Here is a 19,321-nt window from a genome sequence, read left to right on the forward strand (position 1 = left end):
ACTAGACTGCACCCAAAAAAGTTTAGCAAAGACTTTTTTTCTTTACTTACTTTTTTGGGTGCAGTCTAAGAATTTATGATTTTTTATCTTTTTTGATACAATTAATGTAAACAAGTTGAATAGGGTAAAAACATATATTACAATAGGAGGAAACTTAACGAATGAAGCCAAGCGAATCTACTAAAGTTGTTGATGAAAAAAAGAATTTTTTTAAGCGTTTAGTAGGAGAGATTAGTCACCATAAAATGATTACTTTAATTTGTTTAGTTTTAGTCTTAGTAATATCAATTATTATTTGAACAATTGCGGCTGCGAGTAATGTAATTGTTGCTGGTGGAAGTACATCAATAGCCCAAGTAATGGCAAGTGTTACGGAACAATATAAACGTGATCATAAAGAAGATATCTTATATAATTCATTAGGGAGTGCTGCTGCGCGGGTTAGTGTTACAAATCGTAGTTATGCTTTTGGTTTTTTATCAAAAGATATTCCTTCAAGCCCACAACGAGGCGATAATCGGGGTAATGCTCGACAATTATGAGAAGATGAACGGATTGGACGGTTCGTTATTGCTCGTGATTATATTATTTTGATTTATCATTTACCAGTTGATTGTGAAATTAAACCAGAACAAGAATCACTACAGTTTAAAAGTTTTGATGGTGGAGAAGGAACAAAATTGATTCATCAAATTTATACTAACCACAATTTTACTTGACAAGATGTTTTTGGCGAGCAATTAGTTTGTTCTACTGGTAAGAAAAATAAATTCTATACTTTAACTCGTGAATCTGGTAGTGGAACAAGAGATTTCTTTGAATCAAAAGTAATTCAAAGCAAAAACTACGAGACAAACCAAGTTGTATCATCAAATGGTTCAATGTACCAAGCAATTGCAACAGTTCCAGGTTCAATTGGTTATATTTCTTTTTCATATATTCGTGAAATCATTAATAATAAAAATTTAGGAAAAAAAGCAATTGCTAGTATTATTGGTAATAAAACAACAAAACCAGAACTACCGTATCAAATTATTGATAATAATTATGAATTTAATCCTGCTTATTCGTTAACAAGACCTTTTACTGGAATTATTAATTATCAAGGCAATCAATTTGGTAGAGTCTTAGCTTTTATTGCTTGAATGTTAGATCCATTGCCGTATTCAAAAACAAAACCAAAATTACGGAATGGTGATAATAATCCATACTATGTTCCAACATTTAAATTAACGGAACATGATACCGCATATTGATATATAAAAGAAGGGGAAGAACCATTAACATTTGATGATATTTTATTCCGAAAGTACAATAATAATAAAAATTTTGCTAAAAGTGGGCAAAAAATTGATGATGAAAAAGTACCTTGAAATTTTAATCCAGATTATAAAAGTCTTTGAGATATTATTGTCGAAAGATTTCCTGAAAAATATCAGTTATATTGTGGATATGAATATAATGGAATGGAGAATTAATAATGGAGAAGAAAGAAGCCGCAAAAAAGGACAAACAATCTCTTTCAAAAAAATTACAAATGTGTAAAGTTCGTTTTACCAATAATTTTGGGGGACGAAAACAAATTATTGATTTTATTTCAAAAATTATGATTTATTGTTTTGCCCTTTTAACAATCTTAATTTTATTAATGTTAGTTGGCTTTATTATTTATAAATCAGTTTATTTTTTTCAAAACTATCCAGGGGGGTTTTGAGGATTTTTATCTGGACAAACTTGAAATTCTAATAATAGTCAATTTGGGATTTGACGGATTGTTATTGCAACATTTTTTGTGATGTTAATTGCCTTATTATTTGCAATTCCCTTAACAATTTTTTCTTCATTATATATTTCAGAATATTTAAGACCAAACATTAAACTTAAGGTTATTGGGATTATTCAATTATTAACGGGGATTCCTTCGATTGTTTTTGGGTTATTTGCCTTAGCAATTTTAGGGCCATTATTTATGTGAATGGGAGCACCAGCGACCTCAAACTTATTGGTAACCTCAATTACGTTAGTTTTTATGGCATTACCAATTATGATTTCATTATCAATTAATGCGCTAGAAAATGTCCCGGATTCTTATCGCTTTGGTTCATTAGCCTTAGGATTAAGTAAAACGCACACTACTTATCGAATTGTTTTACGCTCAGCTTGATTTAAAATTATTACTGCGATTATGATGGGAGTCGCTCGTATTATAGGGGAAACAATGGCTGTTATGATGATTGCCGGAAATGCGCCAGATGGGTTAAAACTTGGTAATGGTTTTATTAATTTTATTTTTTCTTCAATTGCAACATTAGCCTCAACAATTGGATTAGAAATGTTAGAAAATTCTGGACCAATGCATGAATCAGCTTTATATGCGATTGGGTTAGTATTATTTATTATTGTTTGTGTCATTAATATTTTTATTATTTCTTCCCAAGCATTTCATAATCGAAAACGAAATTATCATACTCATAAGGCAACAAAAGGTTTACGATTAAGTAAATCATATAATGCCAATAAAATTAATAAATTATTTTATCAACGAATTGAAAAAACAAGAGGAATTAAAAAGTTTAAGGATGGAATTGGAATGTTCTTTTTAATTTCTTCAACGGTAATTGTGGTATCCTTTACATTAGTTATTTTGGCCACAATTATTTGAAAAGGATTATTTGGCATGGTATGAAGTGATTTAATTTCCACTTCAACATTTGATGGCGGGGCTGGAATTCTTGCTACTTTTCTAGTTACCTTATTGTTAGTAATTTGTGCGATGATCTTTGCAATTCCATTATCCTTAATGGTTTCAATTTATTTAAATGAATATGCGCGACCACGTAGTGTTTTTGCTAGAATAGTACGTTTTGCAATTGATGTTTTATCATCAACACCAAGTATTATTTATGGAACATTTGGCTTAGCCTTCTTTATTGGTGTTTGTCATTTACCCTTATCCATCCTAAGTTCTGGTTTAACATTAACGATTGTTATTTTACCAATTATGATTCGTAGTATTGAAGATACTTTAACCGGCGTGGAAGATTCGCTTCGGAATGCTTCATTAGCCCTAGGAGCTAATAAAACATCAACAACAATTAAAGTTGTGTTACCAAATGCAATGCCAGGAATTATTACCGCTATTATTTTAGCACTTGGTCGGGTTATTGGTGAATCAGCCCCAGTTTATTTAACCTTAGGAACAGCGGTTCGTTTACCAATTGCTGGCTTTATGTCACCAGGAGCAAGTTTGACAACACAAATCTTAATGTTGTCAAAAGAAGGATCGACAGCCGGGGCAATACGAATTATGTTTGAATTAGCATTTGCAATTATCGTTTTAATTTGATTATCAAATACGTTAGCTTATATTCTTGGCAAGAAATTTGCGCCAAATTATGTTACAATAGGATTTAAGCAAAAGTGAAAAATTCGAATCAATAATTTAAAATTTTTCTTTTCAAAAGAAAAATTCTTGCAGCAAAAGCAGCATTGACATAATTTTTGAAAGAAATTTGTGCCAAAGAAAAAGAAATGTCATCCGAAAAATAAAGTAGATAAGAAGGGAGAAAAATAATGGATCCAAAAGTAATTATTAAAAATCCGACATTTGACTCATCAGATAATAATCCTGATTTAATTAAAGTAAAACATGTTGACTTTTTTTACAAAGGAAAGAAACAAGCCCTTTTTAATATCTCAATGAAAATTAAAGAACATACGGTGACGGCTTTTATTGGTTCATCAGGATCGGGAAAATCAACATTGTTACGATTATTTAATCGAATGAACGATGTTGAACCAAAGTCTATTATTAGAGGTGAGATTTTAATTAATGAAAAAAATATTTATAGTCCTGAAACAGATGTTGTTAAATTACGAACTGATATTGGGATGGTGTTTCAGAAACCGTCGCCATTTCCAATGTCAATTTATGACAATGTTGCCTATGGTCCTCGTAATCAAGGAATTCGTGACCGTAAATTAGTTAATAGCCTTGTTGTAGAAAGTTTAAAGCGCGCAGCATTATGAGATGAAGTAAAAGATAATTTACGTGATTCAGCGTTTGCCTTGTCCGGGGGACAACAACAACGATTATGTATTGCCCGAGCAATTGCGATGAAACCAAAAATTTTATTAATGGATGAGCCAACCAGTGCTTTAGATCCTATTTCAACATCAAAGATTGAAGAATTAATTACGCATTTAAAAAAAGATTTTACGATTATTTTAGTGACCCACCATATGCAACAAGCAGCACGGGTTGCTGATTATACTGCTTTTTTTGTAAAAGGAAAGTTAATTGAATATAATAAAACTAAGATTATTTTTTCCCGTCCGGCTAATAAAAAAACAGAAGATTATATTACTGGTCGGTTTGAATAATAATGAGCGGAAGGAGGCAAAGTATGAGCGTTAAAATTGAAAATGATTTAGCACAAACAAAGCAAATGATTATTGATATGATTGCAATGACAAAAAATCAATATGATGATATGGTTAAATGTTTAGAAACAAATGACATTGAACTTGGTAAAAGTGTTATTTCAGCTGATGAAACAATTAACAAAATGCAAGAAGCTTTCATTGAGGTTTCATTATGAAAAATTGCAAAGCAGCAAATGGTAGCAAGGGACTTACGTCGAATAGTTGGTTTTATTTTGATTGTTAAGGAAGTTGAACGAATTGCGGATTATGTAAAAAGTATTTGTCGTTATTATATTAAATATAAACCTTCAAACAAATTAATTAGTTTTTTAAAAAAATTAGTTGCCAAAGTGATTGAAATGTTAACCGAAGTATCAAATATTTTTGAAGAGGAACGAATTGAGTCGGCCTATAATATTTTAAAATATGATGCGGAATTAGATAAAATTTATAGAGTTGAGAATGATGCATTAATTGAAAAAATTCGGGAAGCAAAAACAAAAGAAGAGATTAAAGTTATTACTTTAACAATGCAGCAGTTACGCTCAATTGAACGAGCAGGGACGCATATTATTAATATTGCCGAAACATTAATTTATATTATTGAAGGAAAAATCTATGATTTTGAATTACCAATCTAATATGGTCTTCATTAAGAAGATCATATTAGATGCAAGATTATGTAAAATAATTAGGATTTACTCGTAATTTATTAGTAAAATATTATAAAATAAAATTATTAAAAGGTTATTTTAAAGGATGTAAATTGAAATACCAAATCATAAAAAGTTAACTATTAATTTAGTTAACTTTTTTAAGTTAATTTTTAAGTTAATTATAGGGGGTTGAAATTATGCAAATAAAGCAATATTTAATCTTGCGGTTGTTAGTGAAAAAGTATGGTAAAGATATTGTTATTAATACTGTCAATAAGATTGCAAATGATATTGAAATTAAAAAGTAAAGAATAAATTATCCCGCGTAATTTACAATTTTCAATTAACTTTCAATTACTTCCAACTGGTGGTTGTTGTGGTTTGGGTTCTGGTTTATTACTCCCCGTTTTCACTATTATTTGGTTTTTCGCAACTAATTAATGATGTTGTACTTGTTGCTGTTAATCCGATTGCTCCTAAAATATTTAAAATGTTATAATTTATGTACAATAATTATAACATTTTAAATATTTTAGGAGGTAAAGTATGAAAAAATATGAAAGATTAGATTTTAATGAAAGAGTAAATTTGGAAAAATTAAAAAATAATGAATTATTTAAAAAGAAAAATGAAACAATTAATATTCAAAAAATTGCTAAACAAATGAATAGAGACTATAGAACTATTTGGCAAGAGTTAAATATGTTTGATAATATTAATGATTATAATGCTGCAAAAGCACAAAAAATACATAATAAAAATAAAAAACAATGTCGTAAATATTCAACGTTAAATTCACAAGAATTAAGTTATTTTTCTAATGAATATAATAATTTTGGTCGTTCGCCACAAAATATTATTACTTCGTATGAATTACAATATAATGTAAAATTTGGTGTATGTTTTAAAAAAATGTATAAATATATTAAATTAGGTTATTTTAATTTAAAAAAAGAAATGTTATATATTAAAAATAAAAAATGGGAAACAAAATGATAATCGTGGAAAATTACTTAATATTAGAGATTATAAGCAATTTTTAAATGATTATGGAAATGATTTAAGTTTTAGTGGAATTTGAGAAATGGATACTCTTGATTGTGGTAATTTTCATTTGTTAGTTTTAGTAAATCGTAAATCAAAATAGACTGCACCCAAAAGAGTAAGTAAAGAAAAAAAGTCTTTGCTAAACTTTAAAGGAGGTGTATTTTTATATGGCAAGAAAAGGACAAAAATTTAATAAATATACAGCATATTTTCGAAAAATGATAGTATAAGAGGTTAAAAATAATAGTATAAGTTTTATTGCAAAAAAATATCAAATTAATAAAAAAACCGTTGCTTCATGGTATGAAAATTTTAAGAAAGGAATTTTAAACACCAATAAAGGTCCAAAAGAATCATTTGAAAAAAGAGATTTAAACTATTACAAAGTTAGGTATGAATTACTAAAAAAGCTTCATGACTTTTACAATTAAATAAAAGAAAAATTGTATCTTTTATCAAAGAAAACATTAATAAATATCCACTAAATTTATTACTTGATATAACAGATTTAAAGCGTAGTTATTGAGATAAATATAAAAATTATTCAAGTAATGGTAAGGATAGCGAATCATTAAAAAATATTGTAAAAGTCTATGAAGAAAATTTAAAACAATTTGGTTATCGTCGAATTACCAAATATTTAAAAGAAGATTATGGCATTGTTTATAATGCTAAAAAAGTATTGCGAATTATGAAAGAAAATAATATTCAAGCTGAATATGTAAAGCGTATACGTAGAAAAATATTAATAAAACAAAATAGAAATAAAAATATAATTAAATATCCTGATTTAGTAAATCGTAATTTTAATGATATTAAAGAAAGATTTTCAATTTTATTTACTGATGTAACTTATTTAATTTGAAATGGTAAAAAACATTATCAATCAACAATACTTGATGGATATACTAAAGAAATTATTGATGTAAAATGATCAAAATTTAATAATAACAAACTTGTAATTGATAATTTAAATGATGCAATTAATAAAATTAAAAAAATAAAAAAAAAGATTTAAATAAAATAATAATTCATTCAGATCACGGATATCAATATACATCTAAAGATTACAATAGTAAATGTTTAGATAACAAAATTATAATTTCAATGGGTAAAAATTATCATTGTGCAGACAACATTATTATTGAAAGTTTTCATTCATTACTTAAAAAAAGAACAATCCATAATAAAAATTATAAATCTCATAATGAATATATTAATGATGTTAAAAAATGAAATAAATGATATTCAAACCAAAAAGAAAAATATATAATAAATGAAAGTTTGTAAACCTTTTTATTAATACTTACTAAACAGGGTGAAGTCTAGTATTTTAACCTATAGAGAAAAAGAATTTTATAGATAAAAAACAATAGAAAAATATTTTAAAATAAGAGTTTATTTTTGTGATCCTGGTAAACCTCGTCAGAAAGCATTAGTAGACAGAATAAATAAAGATATAAGGCGTTGATTGGGTCAAAATGAGCCATTAATTAATATTCGTAGTAGATTAAAATCTATTTTAGATATATTAAATACCACAATTAGACCTTGCTTGGAAAATTTTACATCAAGACAATAATTTAAAAAAATTTTTTTAAATTAAATTAGTGTTTGTTAAGATTAGTAAAATTTATTTTTTGTTGTGTTTAATTTTATAATTTTAAAAATAAATATTAAAAACAATATTTTTAATTTAATATTTTTTGTAATTATTGTTTTTTATTTTTAATTTGTTATAATCTTATTAAATTTTTATGATTTAGTTTTACAGTATACAGGAGAATAAAAATGTCATATTTAGATAATTTAAATTTATGAAAAAATGCTAAAAATTTAGACCCAATTTTAGCAACTGAATTTCAGAAAATGTCGGAACCAGAATTACTTGCTGCTTTTTCAGATGATTTAGAATTTGGAACAGCAGGTTTACGGGGATTACTTGGACCAGGAACGGGAAAAATTAATTTATATACAATTCGAAGAGCAACATTAGCCTTTATGGCTTATTTAAAAACAATTTATGCTGCAGATGATTTAAAAACAAAAGGAGTTGTAATTGGTCATGATAATCGGCATTTTTCAACTGAATTTGCCCAAGAAGCTGCCGATATTTTTGTAAGTAATAATATTAAAGCAATTTTATTTGCCAATAATGAACTTCGGCCAACTCCTCTTGTTTCATATACAATTCGGAAAATAAAAGCCGTCGCAGGACTTATTATTACAGCAAGCCATAATTCACGAGAATATAATGGTTATAAAATTTATGATCATAATGGGTCGCAATTTTTACCAGTGGCAACAGATGTTATTGGCGAAAATTATTTGAAAATTAAGGAAGAAGCTTTTACTTTGGTTTTACATCCTGATGCAAGTTTAATTACTTATGTTGACAAAGTAATTGAGGAAAATTATGTTACTGATGTTAAAGCGATGCAGTTTTATCCAGAACAAAAACGCAATATTAAAATTGTTTTTTCTAATTTGCATGGGACAAGTAAAGAGTGGACTCCACGAATTTTAGAAGAGTGTGGTTATGAAGTTATTATTGTGGAGGAACAATTTGCTAATGATCCGAATTTTACCTTTGCTCCAAATCCAAATCCAGAATTAACAGAATGCTATGATTTAGCATTAAAATATGCCAAAAAAGTAAAGGCTGATATTATTATTTTGAATGACCCTGATGCTGATCGCTTAGGGATTGGCGTTAAGATTAAGGATGATAAATATTATTTAATGACTGGAAATGAAACAGCCCCAGTTTTAAATGAATATTTGTTTTCGCATTATCAAAAGCAAAAAACATTACCTCCAAATGGTGTTATGTATAATACTTTTGTTACTGGTAATTTATCAGATAAAGTTGCGGAAAGTTATGGCGTGCAAGTAGTTAAAACATTAACTGGTTTTAAATGAATTGGTGATCAAATGAGCAAAGCGCCAGCGAAAGGGTTACAATTTTTATTTGGCTTTGAAGAAGCATATGGTTATGTTTTAAAAGACATTACCCGTGATAAAGATGGGATTCAATCATCATTAGTATTAGTAGAGGCTTGCTGATATTATCATCAACAAGGAAAAACATTATATGATGTCTTAGTTGAACAATATAATAAGTTTGGTTATTTTTATTGTAAAACAGTTAACTTAGTTCGTGATGGAATTGATGGTAAAAAAATCATTAATAATATGTTAAAGAAACTACGCCAAGAAACAATTACTAGTTTATCTCAAATTAAATGTACAAAGAAAGAAGATTATTTGACAGGATTATATGAAATGCCAGGACAAGATTTACTGAAATTTTATTTTGAAGATGGTAGTTGATTTGCCGTTCGTGCCAGTGGAACAGAGCCGAAAATAAAATTTTATTTTGTTTGTGTCGATAAAACAAGTGACCAAGCAGCAGCAAAGATGACGGCAATGTACCAAGAATTGGAAACTAATTATTTAAATGTGTAAATTGTAAATACTAAATCATAAAAAGTTAACTAAATTAATAGTTAACTTTTTATGATTTAGTATTTACAATTTACACTCTGCTACGCAAACAAAAGAAACTTGCAACAAAGTATTAAGAACAATTAAAACTGATAAATTACTAATAAAAGTAAAAATAAAACCGATAATCTCAAATTTATTAAAACTGTTATTGATATTTTTAATAGCTTTTGTTTTTAAAAACTAACACGAGTAAGAATACTAATAATAAAGAAAATAAAAATTCAAAGAAAATCGATGAAAAAATATTCTCTATAAAGTTAATAAATTCATTAAATTTACTATCAGACAAAAAATTTTTAATAGACTGCACCCTGTTTAGTAAGTATTAATAAAAAGGTTTACAAACTTTCATTTATTATATATTTTTCTTTTTGGTTTGAATATCATTTATTTCATTTTTTAACATCATTAATATATTCATTATGAGATTTATAATTTTTATTATGGATTGTTCCTTTTTTAAGTAATGAATGAAAACTTTCAATAATAATGTTGTCTGCACAATGATAATTTTTACCCATTGAAATTATAATTTTGTTATCTAAACATTTACTATTGTAATCTTTAGATGTATATTGATATCCGTGATCTGAATGAATTATTATTTTATTTAAATCTTTTTTTATTTTTTTAATTTTATTAATTGCATAATTTAAATTATCAATTACAAGTTTGTTATTATTAAATTTTGATCATTTTACATCAATAATTTCTTTAGTATATCCATCAAGTATTGTTGATTGATAATGTTTTTTACCATTTCAAATTAAATAAGTTACATCAGTAAATAAAATTGAAAATCTTTCTTTAATATCATTAAAATTACGATTTACTAAATCAGGATATTTAATTATATTTTTATTTCTATTTTGTTTTATTAATATTTTTCTATGCATACGCTTTACATATTCAGCTTGAATATTATTTTCTTTCATAATTCGCAATACTTTCTTAGCATTATAAACAATGCCATAATCTTCTTTTAAATATTTGGTAATTCGACGATAACCAAATTGTTTTAAATTTTCTTCATAGACTTTTACAATATTTTTTAATGATTCGCTATCCTTACCATTACTTGAATAATTTTTATATTTATCTCAATAACTACGCTTTAAATCTGTTATATCAAGTAATAAATTTAGTGGATATTTATTAATGTTTTCTTTGATAAAAGATACAATTTTTCTTTTATTTAATTGTAAAAGTCATGAAGCTTTTTTAGTAATTCATACCTAACTTTGTAATAGTTTAAATCTCTTTTTTCAAATGATTCTTTTGGACCTTTATTGGTGTTTAAAATTCCTTTATTAAAATTTTCATACCATGAAGCAACAGTTTTTTTATTAATTTGATATTTTTTTGCAATAAAACTTATACTATTATTTTTAACCTCTTGTACTATCATTTTTCGAAAATATGCTGTATATTTATTAAATTTTTGTCCTTTTCTTGCCATATAAAAATGCACCTCCTTTAAAGTTTAGCAAAGACTTTTTTTCTTTACTTACTTTTTTGGGTGCAGTCTAAAAATAGCAAAGACTTTTTTCTTTACTTACTTTTTTGGGTGCAGTCTATCATTTTTCCTCCCCCGCTCCTATTTTTTACATAAAATTATTTTACAAAAAAAAGAAAAGGGGTATCCTTGCTTTATTTTAAAAAAATTAAATTATTTAAGCTCAACTGTAGCACCTGCTGCTACTAATTGTCCTTTAATTTCTTCTGCTTCTTCAACTTTTACTTTTACTTTAATTACTGCTGGTAATTTATCAACAATAGCTTTTGCTGCCATTAATTCTTTTCCAGTAATTTCTTTAACTAATTTAATAATTGCAACTTTACTTGGCCCTGAATCTGTTAATACAATATTAACTTCTGAAGGTCCTGCATCTGTTACACCATCTGCTGGTGCTACTGCAACTGCTGCCGCAGTAATAATTCCAAAATGATCTTCAATTGCTTTTACTAATTCATTTAGTTCTGCTAATTTCATTCCTTCTAATGCTTTAATAATATCATCTTTTGATAATGCCATAATATTTTCCTCCTCAATAAGAATTATTTTCTTATAAAATATTTGAATAAATTAATTATTCACTTCTTGTTTTAGCAATTTCTTTAACTGCTATTGCAAACATATATAATGGGTATAATAAACTTGATGCAAAGATTGAAAGTAACTCGTCTTTTGTTGGTAACGCCGCAATTTCAATAATTGCTTTGGTATCCAAGACTTTACCCTCATAAATTCCAGCTTTTAATTTTATTGCTGGATGTGTTTTTGCAAATTTTGCTAAATTTTTTGCGGCAGCCATCTGTTCGCCCATACCAAACGCAAAAGCATTAGGACCTGTTAAAAATTGATCTAACTCAACAAATCCGGCCTCTTTAGCAGCCAAGTTCACTAAGTTATTTTTATATACTTTAATTTTTATTTCTTTTTTTGTAAGCATTCTTCTTAGTTCTGTAAATTCAGCAACCGTTAATTTTTGATATTCAACAACAACTGATGAATTAGAAGTTTTAAAGTTATTAATAATTTCATTAACAACTGCCGTTTTAATTTTCATTGCTGGCTTCATTCTTCGCCTCCCTAATATTTTAAAAAGCAAAGGCAATTAACCAAATTGATTAATTGCCTGAAACATTATTTAAAAAATATAAAAACATGTCATTGTTCTATATCACAATAATGCCTCGGCAACATAATTAAGATTTAATAAAATCCGTTGCTATCTATGGTATTTTGATGACTATGGTACAATACCAAAGATTATATTATTATAATTTTCCCTAAAAGTCAAATAAATAAGATTAAAAAATAATAAAAACGACTATGTATACTGTAAAACTAAATCATAAAAAGTTAACAAAATTATAACAAATTAAAAATAAAAAACAATAATCACAAAAAATATTAAATTAAAAATATTGTTTTTAATATTTATTTTTAAAATTATAAAATTAAAATTTGCAAACTCGCTCCGCTCCACTTAAAAAACATTGTTGAATAAATTATCCGCTAATAAATTACGCGGGATAATTTATTAGCGGATAATTTATTCTTTACTTTTTAATTTCAATATCATTTACAATCTTATTGACAGTATTAATAACAATATCTTTACCATACTTTTTCACTAACGACCGAAAAATTAAATATTGCTTTATTTGCATAATTTCAACCTCCTATAATTAACTTAAAAAAGTTAACTATTAATTTAGTTAACTTTTTATGATTTAGTTTTACAGTATACATATTATAAATATTAAGTAATTTTTGTTATAATGGTATCAACTAGAAAATAGGGGCGAACTTGATGCAAAAAAAAGCAAAGTTTTTAGAATTAAATAGTATTGTTAGTAAGCAACTTAATTTAGCAACTAATATTCGAAAAAAATGCAAGAAGTTTTTAATATTTATCAAAAGAGTTTTCAAAAATTAGGTTATCAAACAGTTTCCTTAGGTGAATATGGTTTTAAAACATTAACAAAATATGATAAGTTAGAGCTAGAAATAGCGGTCATTAAATATCACCCTAAAAATAAAACTGGGTTACGAGAATGAATGTTTCAAACAATTTTAAATGAAATCCAAAAGAATATTAAAAAAGGAACAGCAATTAAAGATAGTCAAAATGAGGGTTATTTGGAATATCAAGTTAATGATGAAATTAATTTTATTGTCCGGATTATTCCTTTTTATTATAATAAAAATTCTGAAGGTGAAGTAGCATGTATTTTTTGACGAAATGGCATTGAAAAAAATGATAATGTTATTCAAGTTATGCAAGCTTTTAATAAAGCAAATAAAATTTCGAATAATTTATTACGGACATTAATCAAGATGATTAAGTATGTTCTTAAAGTTTATTTTACATATTATTATATTTTATATACTTTAACTTTACGGTGGTTTTATGAATATTTTACGAAAAAATATGATAATTATTTGCAAAAAATTTATGCAAGTAAACGAATTGAAAAGCAGGATTTAATTAAATATCGTGATATTAATTTTCAAAAAAATTGGTTTTTAAATAATATTGTTGGGGAAGAATTAATTTTTTATATTTTAGAATGGTTCTGAAAAACAGAAACATATTATTTCCGTGAATTTGAATTTATTGAAGAAGAAATTTTTGAATCAATTTCTCGTTATAGTTGGTATACCAATAATTTTTTTAACACCGTATGATTATTATATTGATTTTAAAATTTATAATATTAAGGAATTTAATGATTTAAATTATGTTCAATCAGAGTTTAAAAATGCTAATTTTTCGTGAATTCAATATGATTATTGTCGTAATCATGACTTAGGAATTTATGTAACACCATTTAAAATTTCAGGGGTAGTTAGTTTTATTGATTATGCGATTAATTTTAAACAAAAAGCAACAAATTTATTTAAAAAATTAGATCCAGAGAAGCAAAAAGATGCGATAAGTGTTAATCAACGTGAAATTATAGAAGAGTTAAATTTAATTGCCCATAAATGATTAACAACTTATCGTGAAAAATTAACCTATATTAAGGTTTATTTTGATAAAAAATATCCAATTATTTCATCGTCAAACTACTATATGCGCTTGCAAGCAATTATGACTTCTGTTGATAATTTAAAAAATGATGATTATATTATTGGAAATGATTGTAAATTGTAAATACCAAATATAAATCAAACTGAAAGTTAAAATAAAAAAGAGGGTAATAGACTGCACCCTGTTTAGTAAGTATTAATAAAAGGTTTACAAACTTTCATTTATTATATATTTTTCTTTTTGGTTTGAATATCATTTATTTCATTTTTTAACATCATTAATATATTCATTATGAGATTTATAATTTTTATTATGGATTGTTCCTTTTTTAAGTAATGAATGAAAACTTTCAATAATAATGTTGTCTGCACAATGATAATTTTTACCCATTGAAATTATAATTTTGTTATCTAAACATTTACTATTGTAATCTTTAGATGTATATTGATATCCGTGATCTGAATGAATTATTGTTTTATTTAAATCTTGGCATCGTGTACGATGAACCTCCAAAAAACAACTCTTGTTAAATAAAAAGGGTTGTTTTTTTATTTGTAAACCCATAATTATTAATTAATTCAGAGAAAGGGCAGCATCTTAAATTCTTAAAATAGAAACTTTTTATCACAACTTTAAGTTAACGAAAAAAGTTGTATTACACATTTATTAAATATCTTAGAAATCTTTACAAAGTGTACCTGTTTTTTTCTCCTAATTTAAGGTGTTGTCCTTTCTCTGTTTTAGTTAATTAATTTGGCTAATAAATAAAAAAACTTAATATCAAAGAAAGGAGTAAGTAATGGAAATTAATACGCAACAAACAATATGTGATGTTGATAATTGCTATAAATCAATATCATTCATTACCGAAGAATTTTTATCAAATAAAGTTTTATGAACTTGTGATAAACACAAAGATTTATTAAATCGTACAAAAGATAAGAAACAAAAGCGATTTTATCAAAAAATAGAAAATTCAAAAATTATCTTTGATTGAGAAACTGGTTATTTTAAACTTTGATTTTATAAAACAACTTAATGCAGTGTGGGACGGTTATTTTAAATAACTAAGTGCTTCCATAAGAACATGAGTTTAAGCTCATTTCCACAACCAGCCGAGGCAAGTGCTGAAATAGTGTATGAGGAAATATGTAAATCGGCGCTGGTTTATTAGAACTAAGCGATAGTCGTGATAAGTGCAAGGTCAACATCGAACGACAATAAAGATAGAGATGGCCACTTTATAAATAAATTTGCGATAGATATTGTCCCATAGAGGATGGCAGCGGTTTAAAAACCACAAAGCCAGCATTAGGCTCTTCAAGGTGCAAGTGAATTTATTTTAAAAACTGAACGTTTTGACCTGAAATGGTGCGGATGAAGAGAGAGAATTCTCTGGCGTAAACAATAAAAAACAACTGTCTATTATCTAATAATAAATAAATATTAAATATATTATCGCCACCGCTCATCCCCAGTGAAGCGGATGGCGTAGTAAATAAATAGATAAATACTTATATAACTAATTATCGCTTTGACACTTTCACTTGGGAGTGAGTGCCAGCGAATTAAAAATAGGAGGAAATATAATGGAATATAAAAGTTTGTATATTAATAAAACTTGAAATGAAATAACAACATTATTTGATTGAGTGAATTGTCAACCTGTTAATTGTCGTATTTCACATCATAAAAATCATTATGATTTACAATGTTTAGAATGAGCAAAAATGTATTTAAATTTATTTGAAAATAAATGAGATGTTATTGCTTCTTATATGCAATATTACAAAATTAACGATATTTTAGATTTAGCATCAGATGGTTGAAAAATATTACAAATTGAGAAAAAAATCAATCAAATAATTTAGAAGGTTTATATGAAAAAGTTAAATAAAATTTGTCTTAAACAAAGATATTGAGGTTATTGTTTTCATAAAGAATGCAATAAAGAAAATAAATTGAATGAATTAATGCTTAAAAGTTATTCAGTATCGCAAGAAGATATTACGGATGAACATTGAGCATTAAACAATAAAAAGAATTAGGAGGAATAAGAAAATGTCATATTGTATTAGTGATTACTTAAATGAAAAATGAATTAATAATAACGCATTAAAAATTAGTAATAAAGATATTATTTATGCACAAATTGATAGTGACTATGCTATGAGTTGAGAATTAAATTTATATCTTAAATTTGGTAATGCAGAGCGACATGTAGGTAATATTTCATTGCCAAAAGATTTTGATTTAAATTTAAAATGATATGAAATTGATGAGGTTAAAGGTTTAATAGATGATTATTTAGAAGATGAAGAAGCAGACTACGAAGTGATAAATTATGAATAATATGTGAAAAGATGAAAGTGGTTATGTTTATAGCGAAGAAGATTTATTTAATATCGCATTAGAAGAATGTTATTCAGAAGAGACTGCTTACGAATATATTGATAATTTAATAAGTGAAGTGGATTTGGAGGAAATTTAATTCTGGCAGATTTAAAGTTAAATAATCAAATTAAAAATATTACCTATCCATTTTATTTAAAAGGTAATGATTTTAAAGAATTAAGTTTAAAAGCATTACCGATTAAAAATTGAATTGATAATCACGGTAAAGAATTAGCAGAGTTTATCTATCGTCATCTTAATCATTATGCATTAAATGGTTATCAAGATATACATTTAAAAGATATACCCAGTGCTATTAGTAAAATTGATTTTGTTTTTAGAGAACCATTAGAATTAATAAAAGATTTTAAAGATGAATTAAATCGAATTAGAGTTAATATTATTAATTTAGAAAAAGTACTTCAAAATAATAAAATTGAAATTAAAAATAGCCTAATACAAGTTCAATACTTAAAACAACAACAGTTTATTCAAACTAAAAAACAAGAACAAGAAAATAGGGTTGAATATGCTAATAACTTAACGCCTGATATGGGGTTAGACATGGACCAAATTGAAGATGAACAAGTTCGTGTTATGGAAGATGTAGCAAAAATAGAACAAGATTTAGAAAAAACTACTAGTAAATTTCGGAAAGAAAAAATATTAATTAAAGATATTGATATTTTGGGTGTTAATGATGATTTTTTACAAAATGCTGATAAATTAGAACTTATTAATTTAATTAAAAATTATTTAATTGTTGATGAACAAATTATTAAAAACGAAATTAAAAAACAATGATATAGTAATAAAAACATTAATACTATTGGTGTTAATGGAATTAAATTCAAAATAAATAAAGGAGAGAAATAATTATGAATAATCAAATGGGAATAAAAGAATTAGTAGCAACAGCAGTTAAAGCATATGAATTAAATGTTAATTCTAAATATTTACAAGAAAATTTAATTGCTTTACAATAACTAAAATTAAAAAATAATCAAAGTTATATGAATTTAGTGAGTGGGTAATGCTGATAATGGAAAAATTACAGCCTTAGGAATTATTAATTTAAGTAATAAAGGTTTAATATTCGGAAAAGATTTTAATATTATTCCATTTAAAAATAAATTAATAACTATTATTGATAGTAGTGTGTTTCAAAAAAGAATGGAACAAGAAAATTGAATGTTAAAACGAGGAATTATTTATAAAAGTGAAAAATTTGTATGAGATACCGATTTACAAAAACCAAAATTACATGAAATAGATTTTATGACAAATACCAGTCAATATGAAAATATTATTGGTGCTTATGCTTTTGGAATTAATCGTTTAACTGGTGAAACAAAAGGAATTTTATTAAGAAAAGCTGATATTGACCGTTTAAAAAATAGTAGTCCAAGTGGAAATAGTGAATATTCGCCTTGAAATAAATGACCAAAAGAAATGGTTAAAGCAAAATTATATCGTAAATTAGCCCAAGAATTAGGTGTAGATATTACTGACATTGATTTAGATGAAAAAGAAATAAAAGAATATAGTAATTTTGATTATATACCTTTTAATGATATTACTGTCGCCAAAAATAAGGGGCATATGAGCGATGAACCATTATCAAATAATATAAATAAATACCCTATCTTATGAAGAAATAGCGGACACTAATGATAATGTAGTTAAAGAAGAAGATATATCAAATGTAGTACCAACAGTTAATAATAATGATGAAGAATGATCAAGATGGGAATAAAAATGGGTATTGACCCATCAGGAACTGGCACTACGGCTATTGTTGCTTTTAAAGATAATATGTTATTAGATAAACAAGAATTTATAAACAAAGATTGAAAAGAACACTCTAAATTTATTATAAATTATTTGAAAAATGAAAAACCACTTGAGGAAATATTATCAAATAATAATAAACTAAAATATTTAATTTTTATAGAAAATTGTTTATATACAAATGCCAATGGCTCAAAAGATAGAGATAATTTATTAAGACTATTAGGTTCATTAGAAATACAAGGATATATTGCTACTGTTTCACCAAAACACACTAAATCAGTTGTTAAAAATATGGAAAATTTAAGTAAATATAATGATAGTTGTATATGAGAATTTGATAAAGATAGTAATTTAATTTATCAATATGGTAAAGGTTGAAAATATAATAATGAGAAAATAAGTAATCATTTACGAGATGCCATTATTATTGCTAATTATGAGGTTTAATATTATGAAAAAATCATATAATCAAAAAACAGGAAAATATTATTCTTGTAAAATTCGAAATGTTAATATTTACTTAAATAAAAATGAAGAAAAAGTTTGAAATCAATTATCTAACTTTGATACTTATTCGCAACGAATAGAACATCTTATTAATTTTTATATAAGTCACAACAAAGAAAAATAAAAAATAACCTTAATTGGTTATTTTTTTAAATACTATTTGTTAGTTTTCTAATAGCATATTTTTGTGCTTGTTTTTTGTCGTTTACTTTAACTTGTTTTTTAACATTTTTAATTTGTCCTGTTTTAAGGACTAATTCTGTTGCATAATCAGGCCCTCGTAAATATTTTTCGTGGGCAATAACAGCCGTTCTTAATTCTCTAATTTCTGCTTTATATTTTTTAACTTTTTTAGCAGATAATCCAAGAATGCCAAGACTACCCACCCCCCCTGCGCCAGCTAACACAAGTAAAGCAATCATTAATGTTTCATTCATTTTTTTG

Annotated in this window: 25 protein-coding genes, 3 pseudogenes and 1 other annotated feature; of the genes and pseudogenes, 20 read left to right on the forward strand and 8 right to left on the reverse strand. The window is 25.8% G+C overall.

Annotated features, from left to right (window positions below):
* Window positions 1–161: 161 nt before the first annotated feature.
* The 4 genes from ptsS to phoU are packed head-to-tail and all read left to right on the forward strand — an operon-like array spanning window position 162 to window position 5,066.
* Complete coding sequence (gene ptsS / locus AACK78_RS05980; protein ID WP_338955060.1) at window positions 162–1,478, forward strand: phosphate ABC transporter substrate-binding protein; 1,317 nt, start codon at window positions 162–164, stop codon at window positions 1,476–1,478.
* Between the two features lie 2 nt (window positions 1,479–1,480).
* A complete protein-coding gene (gene pstA / locus AACK78_RS05985; protein WP_338955062.1) occupies window positions 1,481–3,574 on the forward strand; it encodes a phosphate ABC transporter permease PstA in 2,094 nt (697 codons plus the stop codon).
* Window positions 3,574–4,383: a phosphate ABC transporter ATP-binding protein PstB gene (pstB, locus tag AACK78_RS05990; protein ID WP_338955064.1), complete on the forward strand. Its 810-nt coding sequence runs from the start codon at window positions 3,574–3,576 to the stop codon at window positions 4,381–4,383. Before pstA ends, pstB begins: the two co-directional genes overlap by 1 nt.
* A 23-nt stretch (window positions 4,384–4,406) precedes the next feature.
* Window positions 4,407–5,066, forward strand: coding sequence for a phosphate signaling complex protein PhoU (gene phoU / locus AACK78_RS05995; protein WP_338955066.1), 660 nt, complete (start codon window positions 4,407–4,409; stop codon window positions 5,064–5,066).
* Window positions 5,067–5,477: 411 nt separating this feature from the next.
* Here phoU and AACK78_RS06000 read toward each other — a convergent pair whose 3' ends face one another.
* Window positions 5,478–5,591: a lipoprotein gene (locus tag AACK78_RS06000; RefSeq protein WP_338955067.1), complete on the reverse strand. Its 114-nt coding sequence runs from the start codon at window positions 5,589–5,591 to the stop codon at window positions 5,478–5,480.
* 36 nt (window positions 5,592–5,627) lie between these two features.
* Here AACK78_RS06000 and AACK78_RS06005 point away from each other — a divergent pair.
* From AACK78_RS06005 to AACK78_RS06020, 5 genes and pseudogenes are all read left to right on the forward strand, one after another.
* Window positions 5,628–6,225, forward strand: a pseudogene (locus AACK78_RS06005) (helix-turn-helix domain-containing protein); the annotation flags it as partial.
* A gap of 507 nt (window positions 6,226–6,732) precedes the next feature.
* A pseudogene (locus AACK78_RS07740) lies at window positions 6,733–6,798 on the forward strand (hypothetical protein); the annotation flags it as partial.
* A 21-nt stretch (window positions 6,799–6,819) separates the two neighbouring features.
* Entirely contained in the window at window positions 6,820–7,146 is a 327-nt protein-coding gene (locus AACK78_RS06010; protein WP_338955071.1) for a hypothetical protein, read from the forward strand.
* A gap of 89 nt (window positions 7,147–7,235) precedes the next feature.
* Window positions 7,236–7,418, forward strand: a complete 183-nt coding sequence (locus tag AACK78_RS06015) for a hypothetical protein (RefSeq protein ID WP_338955073.1) — start codon at window positions 7,236–7,238, stop codon at window positions 7,416–7,418.
* Window positions 7,419–7,919: 501 nt separating this feature from the next.
* Window positions 7,920–9,596 carry a phospho-sugar mutase gene (locus AACK78_RS06020; RefSeq protein WP_338955075.1) on the forward strand — a complete coding sequence of 559 codons (1,677 nt, stop codon included), beginning with the start codon at window positions 7,920–7,922 and terminating at the stop codon, window positions 9,594–9,596.
* Between the two features lie 380 nt (window positions 9,597–9,976).
* On the opposite strand, the gene AACK78_RS06025 is transcribed toward AACK78_RS06020, so the two are convergent.
* The 5 genes and pseudogenes from AACK78_RS06025 to rplJ all read right to left on the reverse strand — a co-directional run bounded on the left by AACK78_RS06025 (window position 9,977) and on the right by rplJ (window position 12,220).
* The gene (locus tag AACK78_RS06025; protein WP_338955077.1) at window positions 9,977–10,573 is read right to left on the reverse strand and encodes a DDE-type integrase/transposase/recombinase; all 597 of its coding nucleotides are present in this window, start codon (window positions 10,571–10,573) and stop codon (window positions 9,977–9,979) included.
* 21 nt (window positions 10,574–10,594) lie between these two features.
* Window positions 10,595–10,867, reverse strand: a pseudogene (locus AACK78_RS07745) (hypothetical protein); the annotation flags it as partial.
* Entirely contained in the window at window positions 10,834–11,097 is a 264-nt protein-coding gene (locus AACK78_RS06030; RefSeq protein WP_338955079.1) for a transposase family protein, read from the reverse strand. The pseudogene AACK78_RS07745 and the gene AACK78_RS06030, both read right to left, overlap by 34 nt.
* Window positions 11,098–11,307: 210 nt before the next feature.
* A complete protein-coding gene (gene rplL / locus AACK78_RS06035) occupies window positions 11,308–11,673 on the reverse strand; it encodes a 50S ribosomal protein L7/L12 (protein WP_338955081.1) in 366 nt (121 codons plus the stop codon).
* Between the two features lie 55 nt (window positions 11,674–11,728).
* Window positions 11,729–12,220: a 50S ribosomal protein L10 gene (gene rplJ / locus AACK78_RS06040; protein WP_338955084.1), complete on the reverse strand. Its 492-nt coding sequence runs from the start codon at window positions 12,218–12,220 to the stop codon at window positions 11,729–11,731.
* A gap of 70 nt (window positions 12,221–12,290) precedes the next feature.
* Window positions 12,291–12,398: a sequence feature (ribosomal protein L10 leader region), on the reverse strand.
* Between the two features lie 640 nt (window positions 12,399–13,038).
* Here rplJ and AACK78_RS06045 point away from each other — a divergent pair.
* Window positions 13,039–13,854, forward strand: coding sequence for a hypothetical protein (locus tag AACK78_RS06045; RefSeq protein WP_338955085.1), 816 nt, complete (start codon window positions 13,039–13,041; stop codon window positions 13,852–13,854).
* Window positions 13,781–14,305, forward strand: a complete 525-nt coding sequence (locus AACK78_RS06050; RefSeq protein ID WP_338955086.1) for a hypothetical protein — start codon at window positions 13,781–13,783, stop codon at window positions 14,303–14,305. Before AACK78_RS06045 ends, AACK78_RS06050 begins: the two co-directional genes overlap by 74 nt.
* 84 nt (window positions 14,306–14,389) lie before the next feature.
* On the opposite strand, the gene AACK78_RS06055 is transcribed toward AACK78_RS06050, so the two are convergent.
* The gene (locus AACK78_RS06055; RefSeq protein WP_338955087.1) at window positions 14,390–14,746 is read right to left on the reverse strand and encodes a hypothetical protein; all 357 of its coding nucleotides are present in this window, start codon (window positions 14,744–14,746) and stop codon (window positions 14,390–14,392) included.
* A gap of 235 nt (window positions 14,747–14,981) precedes the next feature.
* Between AACK78_RS06055 and AACK78_RS06060 the strand changes: the two genes are divergently transcribed.
* From AACK78_RS06060 to AACK78_RS06100, 9 genes are all read left to right on the forward strand, one after another.
* Complete coding sequence (locus AACK78_RS06060; RefSeq protein WP_338955090.1) at window positions 14,982–15,221, forward strand: hypothetical protein; 240 nt, start codon at window positions 14,982–14,984, stop codon at window positions 15,219–15,221.
* Window positions 15,222–15,735: 514 nt separating this feature from the next.
* A complete protein-coding gene (locus tag AACK78_RS06065; protein ID WP_338955091.1) occupies window positions 15,736–16,053 on the forward strand; it encodes a hypothetical protein in 318 nt (105 codons plus the stop codon).
* Window positions 16,054–16,062: 9 nt separating this feature from the next.
* Window positions 16,063–16,230, forward strand: coding sequence for a hypothetical protein (locus tag AACK78_RS06070; RefSeq protein ID WP_338955093.1), 168 nt, complete (start codon window positions 16,063–16,065; stop codon window positions 16,228–16,230).
* A 13-nt stretch (window positions 16,231–16,243) separates the two neighbouring features.
* Window positions 16,244–16,534 carry a hypothetical protein gene (locus AACK78_RS06075; protein ID WP_338955094.1) on the forward strand — a complete coding sequence of 97 codons (291 nt, stop codon included), beginning with the start codon at window positions 16,244–16,246 and terminating at the stop codon, window positions 16,532–16,534.
* Window positions 16,527–16,673, forward strand: coding sequence for a hypothetical protein (locus AACK78_RS06080; protein WP_338955095.1), 147 nt, complete (start codon window positions 16,527–16,529; stop codon window positions 16,671–16,673). Before AACK78_RS06075 ends, AACK78_RS06080 begins: the two co-directional genes overlap by 8 nt.
* Window positions 16,674–17,128: 455 nt before the next feature.
* Window positions 17,129–17,452, forward strand: a complete 324-nt coding sequence (locus AACK78_RS06085) for a hypothetical protein (RefSeq protein ID WP_338955096.1) — start codon at window positions 17,129–17,131, stop codon at window positions 17,450–17,452.
* 150 nt (window positions 17,453–17,602) lie between these two features.
* Entirely contained in the window at window positions 17,603–18,247 is a 645-nt protein-coding gene (locus AACK78_RS06090; protein ID WP_338955097.1) for a recombinase RecT, read from the forward strand.
* Window positions 18,248–18,322: 75 nt separating this feature from the next.
* Window positions 18,323–18,817 (forward strand): hypothetical protein, encoded by a 495-nt coding sequence (locus AACK78_RS06095; RefSeq protein ID WP_338955099.1) that lies wholly within the window; start codon window positions 18,323–18,325, stop codon window positions 18,815–18,817.
* A gap of 4 nt (window positions 18,818–18,821) precedes the next feature.
* Entirely contained in the window at window positions 18,822–19,001 is a 180-nt protein-coding gene (locus AACK78_RS06100; protein WP_338955100.1) for a hypothetical protein, read from the forward strand.
* Window positions 19,002–19,026: 25 nt separating this feature from the next.
* On the opposite strand, the gene AACK78_RS06105 is transcribed toward AACK78_RS06100, so the two are convergent.
* Entirely contained in the window at window positions 19,027–19,314 is a 288-nt protein-coding gene (locus tag AACK78_RS06105) for a hypothetical protein (protein WP_338955101.1), read from the reverse strand.
* Window positions 19,315–19,321 lie beyond the last annotated feature (7 nt).

The sequence above is a fragment of the Spiroplasma endosymbiont of Polydrusus cervinus genome (assembly GCF_964019755.1).
Taxonomy (GTDB): Bacteria; Bacillota_I; Bacilli_A; order Mycoplasmatales; family Mycoplasmataceae; genus Spiroplasma.